The following is a 13,136-nucleotide window of genomic DNA, read 5'->3' as shown; positions in this document are numbered from 1 at the left end:
TATAGTGACGCTTCATCGCCGAATCGGAACGCTCGCGGTAAAACAGCGTAAAACACCGATCGAACGACTGGAACGCGTTTGGCGAAAGCTCGGATTGAAGACCGGGCGGGCGAGTGGTGATGGGTCGCAGTAATGCGATTATAGTAGAAATTGGAACTATTTACACATCGAGGGGCATCACGGGTGCCCTTCGAGTGTGTCAGTGCGTTCAATTTCTACTGTAGCTCCGGATCGGCCCGAAAGTCGGACCAGTGATATGAACCACCGACTATTAGATCAGTGGGTCAACAGCAGGACCGCCTCGTCGGTACGGACGAGGCAGAACGGGCTGCCGGGGTCGCCGAACGTGTTCTCGCGTCGTTCGGAGACGAACAGGCGGTCGAAGGGCTCGCCGCAGGCCGGACAGGCGAAGCCCTCGCGGTTTGCGAGGTGCATCGTGTCCCGTTCCTCCTTGATCAGCTTCAGCCCGTGACGGTACTCGTGGACGTCGAAGCCGTTGGAGACGTCCAGCCGGTCCATACCCGGAGAACGCGAACGACCGACTTAACAGTGAGCGCTCACAGCGCGGTCGCGCCGACGTAGAGGACGACGACGAGGAAGATCCAGACGGCGTCGACGAAGTGCCAGTACATTGAGGCCGTCGAGACGGAGGTGTGCCGCTCGGGGGAGTACTGGCCGTAGACGGCGCGGACGAACACGATTCCGAGGAGGACGGCACCCAGCGAGACGTGGAGGCCGTGGAGGCCGGTCAGGCCGTAGAACGCGCTGGCGTAGGCGCCCTCGGCGATGGTGAAGCCCTCGGCGACGATGAACTCGTAGTACTCGTACACCTGGCCGCCGATGAAGATGATACCGAGCAGGAGCGTGATGCCGAGCCAGCGGACGAAGCTCCCGCGATCGCCCTCCAGGAGCTTGTGGTGGGACCAGTGGAGCGTGATCGAACTGATCACCAGGATGATGGTGTTGGCGATCACCAGCGGTCCGAGGACGCTCCCGTGGCCGGGCAGCAGGTCGGCGCTCCAGACCTCGCTCCCGCGGAGGATGAAGTAGTAGGCGAAGCCGGCGCCGAACGTGCCGATCTCGCTTCCCAGGAACAGTACCATGGCGAAGCGCAGTGCGCTTCCGGAGTACTTGTCGGTCCCACGCTCCCAGAAGTTGACCACGAAGGCGTGGTACAGCCAGCCGTAGAGGCCGAACAGGAACAGCCCGACGCTCCCGACGGCGGCGACGGCCCCGTACATGGACGGCACGAACGGCTCGTCTCCCATGGAGAGGACGAACAGGCCGGCGGCGACGTAGATGCCCGCCGCGCCCGCGGCGGTGATGAAGGGCCACCAGCTGGCCTCGCCGAAGCCGCGAGGCCAGTCCTCCGGGGCGGGGAGGTGGTGGCCGCCGTGGTCCTCCGATGAGTCTTCGGCAACGGTCATGTGCGGCTCTTGCGAACGGACTACCAAAAACCCATCCAAGTGTGCGCGCCAGCTCGACCGCTAGGCGAACGTGTTCGTCGACGGCGCGGAGGGAATCGACGGCTTGACGGCCGGCCGGTGCGAATCCGGCGCAAATGGCTCGACGTCGGCGATTCGCGGCAATCGCGGTCGCAGTCACCGTCGCCGCGCTGGCGCTGGTCGGACGGGCGAGCGCTCACGGCGGCAGTCTGGGCGAAAGCGCCCGCCGGACGGTCACCGTCCCGACGTGGCTGTTCCTGACGACGGGCGGGGCCGCCGTCGGGGCCTCGTTCCTGCTGGCCAGCTTCGTCACCGACCGATCGCTGATCGAGGCGATTCACGCGTGGCACCGCCGCGCCCGCGTGCCGGCCCGGAGAGTCGCCGTCGCCGCCGCCCGAGTCGTCGGCGTCGCCGGCCTCGCCGCGGTGCTGGTCGTGGGATTCCTGGGCCCCGAGGAGCCGACCGCGAACCTCGCCGTTCTGCTCGTGTGGGTCGGCTGGTGGGCCGGACTGTCGATGAGCGCGTACCTGCTGGGCAACGCCTGGCCGGTGCTCAACCCCTGGCGGACGCTCGCGTGGCTGCTGCCGTCCCTCGATCGGTCCTACCCGGATCGGTTCGGCGCCTGGCCGAGCGTCGCCGGCCTGCTGGGGCTGGTGTGGCTGGAGGTGATCAGCCCGCTGGCCGACGACCCGCCGCTGCTCGCGACGACCGTGGCCGCTTACACCGCGGTCACGCTCGTCGGGGCCGCCGTCTTCGGCCCGGCGACGTGGTTCCGGCGAGTTGACCCGCCCGCGCGCGTGTTCCGGTACTACGGCCGCGTCGCCCCGGTCGCCGCCGACGAGGGCGGCCTCCGGGTACGCCTGCCCGGCACGGCCCTCTCGGAGGCGAAACTCGTCGACGGCGTCGACGAGGTGGCATTCGTCGTCGCGCTGCTGTGGGTGACCACCTACGACGGCCTCGTGACCACGCCGGCCTGGCGCGACCTCCTCCTGCCGGTCGTCACCGCCGGCGTCCCGCCGCTGGCGGCCTACCTGGCGGGCATGCTCTTCGGGTACGTCTTCTTCCTGGCCGCCTACTGGCTGGCCGTCTACGCGAGCCGCCGGACGGCCCGGACGTTCGTCGCGGCCGAGGAACTGGCCCGCCGGTTCGCGCCGCCGCTGCTGGCCATCGCTGCCGGCTACCACCTCGCGCACTATCTGGGATACTTCCTGAACCTCGCGCCCGCGCTCGCGGAGGCCGCGCTGACGCCCTTCTCCGCGCCCGCCGCCGTGCTCGTCCTGGACCTCCCCGGCTGGTTCGGCGGCGTCGCGCTGGCCGCCGTCCTCTTGGGCCACCTGCTGGCCATCTGGGTGGCCCACGCCACCGCCTACGACCTCTTCGCCGGCCGCCTGCAGGCGATCCGCTCGCAGTACCCCTTCACCGCCGCGATGGTGCTGTATACCATGATCAGCCTCTGGGTCGTCTCACAGCCGGAGGTGACCGTCCCCTACCTATGAGCGACGCACACGAGTCCGACGTCCGTGGACGCGACGTCCCGGCCGACGTCGACCGCGCCGCGACCGACGCCCACGACTACGACGTCCCCACCGACGAACCGGTCTATCGCTGCGACCGCTGCGGCCGCCCGTTCGCCCGCGAGGACTGGCTCCGCCTCCACCGCGGGATCGACCACCCAGACGCCCTCGACGACGAGGAGGTCGAGACCTATCGCGACGCCTTCGCCGACGAACAGGCCGAAATCCGACGGTTCAGACTGAAGGCCCTGGGCGCGCTGATCCTGATCTACTTCGGCCTCCTGATGGTCTACGCGGTGCTCTAGGACCGCTAGAAACCGCTGTTTTTGCTGCTGTCGTCGTTGTGCAGAAACAGAAAGCCCCCGGGCGCTCAACCGCCGGGCCTCGCTGCGCTCCTCGTCACTCACTCCGTTCGCTCCTGTGGTGCTTGCGTCGTCCGGGCTGGTTGAGCGCCCGGCCCCTTTCAGTCCCGCCCGTACCCGGTTGGTCAAACGACGCTGGGCGGGACTGAAAGGGGCGGCTGGCTGCGGGAACCCTGACGACGTAAGCACGCGACCGAAGGGAGCGCGCGTGGTTCGAGAGACGCCTTCGGCGTCTCTCGTCATCACGAAAATCGAAGATTTTCGGACGACAGCGACTCACGGGACCGCAGCCAGCCGGGGCTTTCTGGTTCTCGTACTCCGCTCCGTCGCTGGCGTCCCCGTAGTCGCCGTCTACGGTGCTGTTATCGCGAAGCGAAGCTTTCATCCCCGCTACGGCTATACGAGGGGGCATGGACCTGCGCGTCATCGACAAGTCTGACACGGAGCTCTCTATCGAGATCGCCGGCGAGGACCACACGTTCATGAACGTCCTCAAGGGCGCGCTGCTGGAGACAGAGGGGGTACAGGCCGCGACGTACGACATGAACCCCGAGCAGTCCGGCGGCCAGACGGATCCGGTGCTGACGATCAAGACGGACGCCGACGTCGACGCGCTGGACGCGCTGGAGGCGGGGACAGACCGGGTCATCGAGAAGACGGAGGACTTCGAGGACGCGTTCGAGGCCGCGGCCTGATTTTATAGGGACCGCCGCTACGCATCCATCGCTCCTGTCGGCGCTCGCTTTCGATCCCGAATCGCCGTCGAGTCACGACGGGATCCGTTCTCACGCAATCGCTACAATCTACGGGTAGCAGTGTTCTCTCCGAGGTTTGCTGGCGTAACCGAAATCGAGGAAACGGATGTACCCGTCTTTCAGCGTGGGATGACGGAGGCGAACCTGTCTTCGAGCGAATCGCGGACGCGGTACCCGGAACCGCTGTCGACGGCGACCGCGATCGGAACGCGGCTGTTCGCCGTCGCGGTCGCACTGGTCGTCATCGCGTTCCTGACGAACCCGACGCCGACGCAGGATCTGCCTGGCGTCGGGCTCCCGGCCACCGCGCCGGTCACGCAACCGCACTGGGGACACTCCGCGGCCAGTTACCTCGTCGGAATGTGGCTCTGGGAGTTCACGTTCCCGTTCGTCGTCCTCGCGGCGGCCCGGCGGTGGGGAACGACGGCGCGCGCGAACCGGGGACTACTGCTCGGCCTGCCGGTGGCCTACATGCTCGCGCTGTACCTGTACTGTCGGTTCCACTACCTCCCAAACGTGACGCCGACGCCGCTGGGGCCCGCGGCGACGGGCGTGTGCTGGGCGTACTGCGCGACCGGTGACCCGACGTGGGGGCTCGCGACGCTGACAGTCGGGCTGCTGGGGTTCGGTGCGTGGCTCGCTACCCGAGCGGACGCTCGCGGGAGCGGGTGGCTCGCCGCCTCGTTCGGCCTGCTCTCGCTCCCGCTCGGCGTCCCCGCGCTCTACTGGGGTTACGATAGAATCAGTCGCTGACGGTCACGGACGCGTTGCCGGTCCCGCTTAGCAGACGACGGCGGTCACGAAGACGCGCTGGTCGGGCGCGACGTGGACGTCGACGCCGACGCGCGACTGACTCTCGGCGGTGACTCGGTCCGGGTTCTCCAGCGCGCCGACCAGTTCGCTCGCGAGTCCCCGTTCGTCGTACTCGGCGAGCGGCTGCGCGGGCTCGACCGAGTAGGGAACGAACGCGGCGGCCTCGCCGCAGCGGACGTCGAACTGCTGCATCTCCTCCTGGCTGGGCGTCTCGGCGTCGCCGTACCGCGCCTCGACGACGCGCCTGTTGTAGTAGGTCGCTATCGCGTCGACGTCATCGGCCGGTGACACCTCGTCGACGCCGGTAGCCGACCGCTGGGCGTTCAGCTCGGCCACGTACTGCGACTCGACGCCGGAGAGGTTCAGTCCGGCCGCGTCGCCGGCGGGCGCCTCCGGCGGTTCTGGCGGTCCGGTCCCGGGAATCGTTATGACGCCCGCGACGCCGAGGACGAGGACCGCGCCGAGGAGGCCGGCGAAGACGAACCCGGCGACGTAGCGCGGCTCCAGGACGTCGCGGTAGGACGTCCCGCCGATGTCGTCGAACTCCCGGTAGTCGGGATCACGCTGTTCGAGGTGGACGTGGCCGCAGCGCTTGCACGGCGGGGAGTTCTTCTGGTGCTGGCGGCCGCACTCGGGACACACCCAGACGGGGTCGCTTGGGCCGGTCTCGCCGTCGCTGGGCGCCCGCTCGAACCCGTGGAAGCCACAGTCGTCGCAGGGCGGGTCGTCCTCGTCCTGGATCGCCCCGCACCGGGCACACCGCCACTCCATGCCGTCGAAGTCGTCGACCTGCGGAGAAAGGGGTTTCGACAGCGGCCCGGTGGACGGGTCGCCGCGGCCGGTCCGCGGCCGATCAGGTCCCCTGGCCGCCCTGTGGGACGTCGCCGCCGCCCTCGTCGGGGTGTATCTCGACGACCTCGCCCGTCACGCCGGATTCGAGTTCGACGACCACGCCGCCGGGATCGTCGTCGCCGACGACGTGCAGGACGTCGCCGATCAGGGGCTCGCCGTCGTTGTTCTCCTGGTTCTGGACGACTTTGACCGTCATCCCGCGCCGGACGTCCTCCTCGCTGGGGCGGTTGGTCGCCATGCCCGTACCTCCGGGGCTGGGCGACAAAAGGGACGGGCAGGAATCTGCAAGGAGGTGCCGTTCGCACGTCCCGAGGCCCGCTCAGCGAGCGGCCCTCGCGTCACTCGCGGTGACTACAACCGAACCGGCACGCCGTGGTCGTCCAGGTACTCCGCTATCGCCTTTTTCTCGTCGGGTTGCTTACTCCGTTCGCAACCACTCCTCGAAAAACGTGGTCCTGTCGAGCGTAGCGAGACAGGGCTCGGGAGAGCTTTGCTCTCCCGGTGGCGAAAAAGCCGCTCGCTCCCGCCGGTCGCTCGCGGTAACTATAGACGAACCGGCACGCCGTGGTCGTCCAGGTACTCCTTGACCTCGCGGATCGAGTACTCGTCGAAGTGGAAGATGGAGGCGGCGAGCGCGGCGTCGGCACCGGCGTCCTGGAGGACCTCACGGGCGTCCTCGGGGCCCCCGCAGCCGGAGGAGGCGATGACGGGCGTGGAGACAGCGTCGCAGACGGCCGAGGTCAGCGGGATGTCGTAGCCGTCCTCGGTGCCGTCGGCGTCGATGGAGTTGACGAACAGCTCGCCGGCGCCCCGCTCCTCGGCCTCGGTCACCCACTCGATCACGTCGAGGCCGGTGCCCTCGCGGCCGCCCTTGACGGTGCACTCGAACCAGCAGGACTCGCCGTCGACCTCGGCGTAGTACTCGCCGCGCTCGTCGAAGCGGCGCTTGGCGTCGACGGAGACGACCATGCACTGGCTACCGAACGCGCGGGCGCCCTCGGTGATCAGGTCGGGGTTGGCGATGGCGCCGGAGTTGATCGACACCTTGTCGGCGCCGGCCCGCAGGGTCTCCTTGACGTCTTCGCGGGTGCGGATGCCGCCGCCGACGGTCAGCGGGATGAACACCTCGTCGGCGACGGCCTCGACGACGCCCAGCATCGTCTCCCGGCCGTCGGCGCTGGCGGTGATGTCGAGGAAGACGAACTCGTCGGCCCCGGACTCGTTGTACTTCCGTGCCATCTCCACCGGATCGCCCGTGTACTGCAGGTTCTCGAAGTTGACACCCGTGTAGACGGCGGCGTTCCCCTCCTCGTCGACGTCGACATCGATACAGGGGATGATTCGCTTGGTGAGCGTCATCTGATAGGCGACTGTCGGGCGCGCGGGGTCAAAAGGGGTCCGACTGAACCCAGTGAAGTCGGGCTCGAAAGGCGAACGAAGTGAGCCTTTCGGCGTCCTGACGAGCGAAGCGAGTCAGGGCTCGCTGGAGTCGTGCTCCAGCGGCGTCCGGCTGAGCGTAGCGAATAGGGATTCCGGGGGCCGGCTGACGGACGCGGCCGTCACCCGGTCACGAGAGCCGGACGCTCCTCCGCTTCAGCTCTGGGACGGCGCCGCGGGCAGGCCGCCCGTCCTCCGTGCGTCCGGGTCGGGACGCTCGCCGGCCGTCACCGTGACGTTGGTCCGCTGGCCGTCCCGAACGACGGTGATCGAGACGTTCTCGCCCGGTTCGGTCTCGGTCAGCAGGATCGAGGAGAGGTCCTCTATGCCGCGGACCTCCTGGCCCGCAACGCCGACGATGACGTCGCCTCCGACGGGCACGCGCTGGCCGTCCACGACGGCGAGCTCCGCGGCCCCCTGGAGCGCACCGGCGGAGGGACCGCCCTCGTCGACCGACGCGACGTAGACGCCGGTAGTCCGGTTCAGGTCGTTGGCCTCGGCGACCGCCGGCGTCACCTGGGCGACGCCGATGCCGAGGTACGGCTGGTCGAACTCGCCGGACTCGACGAGGTTCGGGACCACCCGCTGGACGATCTCCGAGGAGATGGCGAAGCCGATGTTCTCGGCGCCGGGCGCGGCGATGCCGGCCGTGTTGACGCCGACGACCTCACCCTGGCAGTTGACCAGCGGGCCGCCGCTGTTGCCGGAACTGATCGCGGCGTCCGTCTGGACGGTGTCCGGGATCGGCGGGCCCTGCCGGGTCGGCAGCGAGCGGTTGAGGCCGCTGACGATGCCCTGCGTGATCGTCCCCTCGAGGCCGAAGGGATTGCCGAGCGCGGCCACGGGCGTTCCGTGGCTGGGCTGGGACGCCGCCGTGGGCAGCGCCTGGGCGTACTCCGGGCTCTCGTTGATGCGGACGGCGGCCAGGTCGGTGCCGGTGTCGCTCCCGACGACGGTCCCCGTCACCGACTCGCCGCGGGTGAACTGGACCGTCACCTCGTCGGACTCGCCGACGACGTGGGCGTTGGTGACGACGATCGCCGAGCCGTTCCCCCCGGTCTCGTAGACGTAGCCGGAGCCGATGCCGGCGTCGGTCTGGATCGAGACGACGGAGCCGATCGTCTCGTCGTACAGCGACACGTAGTCGCAGCTTCCCGGTGATGCCTGCTGCTGGGCGTTCGCCTGTGCGGCTGTGCTCCCGAGCGCCGGCGCGGCCGCGCCGCTCAGCGCGACGACGGCGACCAGCGCGATAGCTATCGATCGTACTGACGAGGACATCACGAAGCGGTTGGTGCGCCGCCGAAAACACCGGCGTGATCGTTTTCGCAGTACGGACGGCCTTGCGCGACGACGGGGTCCTTTGGGTCGCGTTACCACTCTTCCGTGACGGCCTACGCCCCGATTACTCGCGCCTGCTACGGGCGCTGCGGGCCGTGTGCACGGCGGAGTCGAGCGCCCCGCCAGGCGACGTGCCGAATTCCGACAACTACTCGTAGCAGGCGGGGAATCGTCCGCACATGGACGAGAACGACGAGGGCCACGAAGGCGAACACGAGGCGGACCGCCCCGACTACGATCCGGAGCACCCAGAGGTCCCGGACCGTGAACCCCCGCTGCGGGAGACGGCGCCCCAGAGCGACTTCACGATGGGTCAGGTCGCGACCGGCTTCGTCGTGCTCGCGGTCGGCCTGGCTGTGGTGTTCGGTCTGTCGGTCGCTCTGGTCTGAAACGTCGGTTTTCAGCGGGGCGGAACCCGGTTGCTTTCTTCGCCGGTCGCCGTGACGGTCGACTGTAGCGTCTGTCGCTCGCCCGCTTCCGAGAGGGCAACCGGCTCGCCCGACTGCCTTACGTTCCTCGCTGCACTTCGTGTATCTCCTCGGCGATCAGTCCGGTCGCCTCGCTGTGGACCTTCTCGCCCGCCTCTTTGTCCGGAGCTTCGAAGAGGCAGAACACGGCGCCTTCGTCCTCGTCGAACCAGTACTGCTTGAAATCTACGTCGTACTCGTCCTGGGCTTCGAGATCCTTCTGGTGGGCAGCGGCGACTTCTTCGGGACTCGCGTCGACGTTCCTGTGGACGTCCATGAACAGTGGCATGCGCCGTACGATAACACTACTCGGGGAAGAGCGTTCGCACCCCTTCGCGCTCACGTGTCCCCCGTTGCGGACACACTAGTCCCTCTCTCTCGTTCGTAAAACTACCCAGAAGCCAACGACAGTCGCACACGCGACGCGTCGATCTCGGGCGAATCCACTGCAGTTCTCGAATTCGAGAGAGGACTCGTGGTACCGACGACTGTCAGTCCAGTTCTCGCTCGATGACGTCGCGGAGGTCGGCCACGTCCGCGGCGTCGTAGGAAAGCGACTCGCCGTTGACCGTCAGGTTCAGGCGGCCGCTGTCGTCGGCGCTGCCCAGGTCGTACACCGGGGCGACGCCGTCGAAGGCCTGTCGCACGGCGGCGGGGTCGGTCGTCTCGACGACGACGCGGCCGGGCTGCTCGCCGAAGAGGAGCTCGGCGGCGCTGCCCTTGCTCGGCGCATCCACCTCGACGGTCGCGCCGGCCTCGTCGTGAATCATCTCGGCGAGCGCGACGGCGAGGCCGCCGTGGCTCAGGTCGTGGGTCGCCAGCGTCGACTCGTCGTCGGCGACGTCGGCGACCGTGCTGACGAGTCCGTCCGGGTCCTTCGGGAGTTCGGGGAGGCGGTCGGTGCCGCCGAACTGCGCGAGGTACTCGGAGCCGCCCAGCCGCGCCTCGGCGTCGCCCTCGATGGCCTTCGCGCCGATCAGCAGGAGGTCGCCCTCGCCGGACAGCGACATCGGCGGCGCGTCGTAGCCCTCCTTGGCGCCGACGAGCGCGAGCGTCGGCGTCGGCGGGATAGGCCCGTGCTGAGAGTCGTTGTACAGCGAGACGTTGCCGCCGACGACGGGCACGTCGAGCGTCGAGCACATGTCCGCGAGGCCGTCGACGACGCCCTTGAACCCGCCGTAGACGTCGGGCTTCTCGGGGTTGCCGCCGTTCAGGCAGTCGACGGCGGCCAGGGGCTCGGCGCCCTTGGCGGCGACGTTGGTGGCGTTCTCCAGCGCGACGGCGCGGGCGCCCTCGTAGGGGGCCGCGTCGGTCCAGTTGGGGTCCGCACCGGCCGTGAACGCTAGGCCCGTGCCGGCCTCCCGGACCGCCACGATCGCGGCGTCGTCGCCCGGCCGCATCGAGGTCCGGACGCCGACCTCGTGGTCGTATTGGCGGTAGACCCACCGTTTCGAGGCGGTGTTCGGGCTCCCGACGACGGCCTCGAAGGCCTCCGCCAGATCGGGTGCGGGATCGGGCAGGTCCCGCTCGGGCTCGACCGGTTCCTCGGCGGGCAGGTCGTTCATCGGCGCGCCCTCACCGAGGAACTCGGCGTCGGCGTCGACGACCGTCTCGCCGTCGAACGTGCAGACGTACCGGCCCGTGTCGGTGACCTCGCCGATGACCGAGCAGCCCAGCTCGAAGCGCTCGGCGAGCTCGCGGACCCGATCCACGTTCTCCGGCGCGACCTCGTAGCACATCCGCTCCTGGCTCTCGGCGAGCAGGTACTCCACGGCGTTCATGTTGGGCTCGCGCTCGTGGACGTTCGTCAGCTCGATCTCGGCGCCCAGTCCGCCCTTGGCGACCAGTTCGGAGGAGGCTCCGCCCAGGCCGGCCGCGCCGAGGTCGCGGGCCGACTCGATCAGGTCCTCGTCCAGCAGCGCCTCGTTGCACTCGATCAGGAGCTTCTCGGCGTAGGGGTCCCCGACCTGAACCGCGGGGCGGTCCTCGGTCTCGGCGTCCTCGGCGAGGTCCTCGCTGGCGAAAGAGGCCCCGCCCAGGCCGTCGCGGCCGGTGGCGTTGCCGACCAGCACGAGTTTGTTACCGGGCTCCTGGGCCTCGGCGGTGATCATCCGGTCGGGGTCGTCGATGAGGCCGACGCAGGAGACGTTCACGAGCGGGTTGCCCTCGTAGTCGTCGTGGAAGGCGGTGCTGCCGGCGACGGTGGGGACGCCGATGCAGTTGCCGTAGTGGCTGATCCCCTCGACTACGCCATCCAGCAGGTACCGGGAGTGCTCGCGGTCGAAGTCGCCGAAGTACAGGCAGTCCGCCAGCGCGATGGGGTAGGCGCCCATCGACATCGTGTCCCGGACGATGCCGCCGACTCCGGTCGCGGCGCCGTCGAACGGGTCGACGTACGAGGGGTGGTTGTGGCTCTCGATGCCCATCGTGACGTAGGTCTCGTCGCCGTCGCCGTGGGTCGGCAGCGCGACGACGGCGGCGTCGTCGCCGGGCCCGACGACGACCTGGTCGCCTTCGGAGTCGAACGCGCCCAGCAGCGGTCGCGAGGATCGATAGGCGCAGTGCTCGCTCCAGAGGTTCTCGAAGAGGGCCGCCTCGGCCGGGGTGGGCTCCCGGCCGAGTTCCTCGACCACGAGGTCGTGGTCCCGATCGGACAGGCTCATTACCTCTCCGTCGCCACCGGGCGGCTAAATCGCTTTCCAATCTAACTACACGCGCACGGGCGCGCCGCCGGACCGCCCGCTGGCCGACGTCGCCGGCGCGGCCGCGGTCGCCGCGGCGACGATATCTCTTTGTCGAACATGTTCGCCACACCGTTCACGTCCGCTACCCCCAGTTTAGCGGTTTTTCAGTTGCTGGGAATCCCCTGGCCGGGCTATAAGGGTCGACTACAAACTCCGAAGTGAGCACATGACCGATAACATCGGTGCCCCCGGAACGGACATGAGTCGCCGCGATTTCGTGAAAGCCACTGGCCTCGCCGGTACCGCCGCCGTCGCGGGGTGCCAGGCGCCGGCCGCGACCGTCGAGCAGGAGGGGCAGTCGGCCGTCGACTCGACGCCCAAACAGGTCGACAGCAACCTCCCGACCACGTCGCCGCCGGAGGTCGTCAACGTCGACGAGCAGGGCGGCCAGGTGACCATCTCGACCGTCAACGCCCGCCACCAGGCTCACCCCGGCGAGAAGATGGGCGGCCCCGTCGAGCTCCCCAAGGTGTGGGCGTTCCAGGCTGACGACCGCGAGCCCAGCGTGCCCGGTCCCATCCTCCGGACGACCGAGGGTGAGGACATGCAGGTGACGCTGGACAACACGGACGCCGACATGCCCCACACGCTGCACTTCCACGGGGCCCGCAAGACCTGGGAGAACGACGGCGTCCCGACGACGACGGGCATCACCGTCAAGCCGGGCGAGAAGCACACCTACGAGATCCCCGCGAACGTCCCGGGGACGCACTTCTACCACTGCCACTTCCAGACGCAGCGCCACGTCGACATGGGCATGTACGGCATCTTCCGGGTCGACCCCGAGGGGTACGAGCCGGCCGACCAGGAGGTGTTCATGACGCTCAAGGACTGGGACTCCCGGCTCAACCGGATGATGGCCGGCGGCGACGCCTCCTACAGCCCGCGTAACCGCAACCCCGACGTGTTCACCATCAACGGCAAGAGCGCGCCCCGGACGCTCCACCCCGAGGACGGCTCGCCGATCATCGTCTCGCAGGGCGACACCGTCCGCGTCCACATGGTCAACGCCGGCTACATGAGCCACCCCATGCACACGCACAACCACCGCTTCCGGGTGGTCGAGAAGGACGGCGGGACCATCCCCGAGGCCGCGCGCCACGACGAGGACATCTGCAACGTCGCCCCGGCCGAGCGCAAGACCATCGAGTTCGAGGCCGACGCCGACCCCGGCATCTACCTCATGCACTGCCACAAGGTCAACCACGCCATGAACGGCACCACCTACCCCGGCGGTATGGTCGGCGGCATCGTCTACGAGGAGGCGATGGACACCGACGTCTTCGCCCAGCTGATGGACTACGCCGGCTACGAAGGCTGATTTCGCGCTCGAACGAGCCACCGCACGCCGACCGTCGTGACTGCGTCCGACTGAACCAGACCGTCTGCCTGGTCCGTTTCTCTGCAGC

At 68.7% G+C, this 13,136-nt stretch carries 14 protein-coding genes; 6 read left to right on the top strand and 8 right to left on the bottom strand.

All coding sequences use genetic code 11. The annotated features are described in order from the left end of the window. Window positions 1-276 precede the first annotated feature (276 nt). Entirely contained in the window at window positions 277-519 is a 243-nt protein-coding gene (locus LCY71_RS01645) for a DUF7385 family protein (RefSeq protein ID WP_225334629.1), read from the bottom strand. A 38-nt stretch (window positions 520-557) separates the two neighbouring features. Then, on the bottom strand, window positions 558-1,427 hold the full coding sequence (locus LCY71_RS01640) for a cytochrome c oxidase subunit 3 (protein ID WP_225334628.1): 870 nt from the start codon (window positions 1,425-1,427) through the stop codon (window positions 558-560). A gap of 134 nt (window positions 1,428-1,561) precedes the next feature. On the opposite strand from LCY71_RS01640, the gene LCY71_RS01635 reads away from it, so the two are divergent. From LCY71_RS01635 to LCY71_RS01620, 4 genes are all read left to right on the top strand, one after another. Beyond that, the gene (locus LCY71_RS01635; RefSeq protein ID WP_225334627.1) at window positions 1,562-2,941 is read left to right on the top strand and encodes a hypothetical protein; all 1,380 of its coding nucleotides are present in this window, start codon (window positions 1,562-1,564) and stop codon (window positions 2,939-2,941) included. After that, on the top strand, window positions 2,938-3,264 hold the full coding sequence (locus LCY71_RS01630; protein WP_225334626.1) for a DUF7410 domain-containing protein: 327 nt from the start codon (window positions 2,938-2,940) through the stop codon (window positions 3,262-3,264). Before LCY71_RS01635 ends, LCY71_RS01630 begins: the two co-directional genes overlap by 4 nt. 467 nt (window positions 3,265-3,731) lie before the next feature. Then, window positions 3,732-4,016, top strand: a complete 285-nt coding sequence (locus tag LCY71_RS01625; protein WP_225334625.1) for a DNA-directed RNA polymerase subunit L — start codon at window positions 3,732-3,734, stop codon at window positions 4,014-4,016. A gap of 189 nt (window positions 4,017-4,205) precedes the next feature. Next, window positions 4,206-4,829, top strand: a complete 624-nt coding sequence (locus tag LCY71_RS01620; protein ID WP_225334624.1) for a hypothetical protein — start codon at window positions 4,206-4,208, stop codon at window positions 4,827-4,829. Between the two features lie 27 nt (window positions 4,830-4,856). On the opposite strand, the gene LCY71_RS01615 is transcribed toward LCY71_RS01620, so the two are convergent. The 4 genes from LCY71_RS01615 to LCY71_RS01600 form a co-directional block, all read right to left on the bottom strand. After that, complete coding sequence (locus LCY71_RS01615; protein ID WP_225334623.1) at window positions 4,857-5,660, bottom strand: hypothetical protein; 804 nt, start codon at window positions 5,658-5,660, stop codon at window positions 4,857-4,859. An 82-nt stretch (window positions 5,661-5,742) separates the two neighbouring features. Then, window positions 5,743-5,979 (bottom strand): DUF2196 domain-containing protein, encoded by a 237-nt coding sequence (locus tag LCY71_RS01610; RefSeq protein WP_225334622.1) that lies wholly within the window; start codon window positions 5,977-5,979, stop codon window positions 5,743-5,745. Window positions 5,980-6,284: 305 nt separating this feature from the next. Further along, entirely contained in the window at window positions 6,285-7,100 is an 816-nt protein-coding gene (hisF, locus tag LCY71_RS01605) for an imidazole glycerol phosphate synthase subunit HisF (protein WP_225334621.1), read from the bottom strand. A 234-nt stretch (window positions 7,101-7,334) separates the two neighbouring features. Continuing rightward, window positions 7,335-8,456: a S1C family serine protease gene (locus tag LCY71_RS01600; protein WP_225334620.1), complete on the bottom strand. Its 1,122-nt coding sequence runs from the start codon at window positions 8,454-8,456 to the stop codon at window positions 7,335-7,337. A gap of 239 nt (window positions 8,457-8,695) precedes the next feature. Here LCY71_RS01600 and LCY71_RS01595 point away from each other — a divergent pair, with 239 nt between their 5' ends. Next, window positions 8,696-8,905, top strand: a complete 210-nt coding sequence (locus LCY71_RS01595; RefSeq protein WP_225334619.1) for a DUF7550 family protein — start codon at window positions 8,696-8,698, stop codon at window positions 8,903-8,905. 118 nt (window positions 8,906-9,023) lie between these two features. Here the strand turns inward: LCY71_RS01595 and LCY71_RS01590 are convergent, their stop codons facing one another. Next, window positions 9,024-9,272 (bottom strand): DUF4242 domain-containing protein, encoded by a 249-nt coding sequence (locus LCY71_RS01590; protein WP_225334618.1) that lies wholly within the window; start codon window positions 9,270-9,272, stop codon window positions 9,024-9,026. Between the two features lie 202 nt (window positions 9,273-9,474). After that, window positions 9,475-11,646, bottom strand: a complete 2,172-nt coding sequence (gene purL / locus LCY71_RS01585; protein ID WP_225334617.1) for a phosphoribosylformylglycinamidine synthase subunit PurL — start codon at window positions 11,644-11,646, stop codon at window positions 9,475-9,477. A gap of 247 nt (window positions 11,647-11,893) precedes the next feature. Between purL and LCY71_RS01580 the strand changes: the two genes are divergently transcribed. Further along, window positions 11,894-13,048, top strand: a complete 1,155-nt coding sequence (locus LCY71_RS01580) for a multicopper oxidase domain-containing protein (RefSeq protein WP_225334616.1) — start codon at window positions 11,894-11,896, stop codon at window positions 13,046-13,048. Window positions 13,049-13,136 lie beyond the last annotated feature (88 nt).

The organism is Halomicrobium urmianum (assembly GCF_020217425.1).
Lineage (GTDB): Archaea > Halobacteriota > Halobacteria > Halobacteriales > Haloarculaceae > Halomicrobium > Halomicrobium urmianum.
This window is presented reverse-complemented; position numbering and strand designations above follow the sequence as displayed.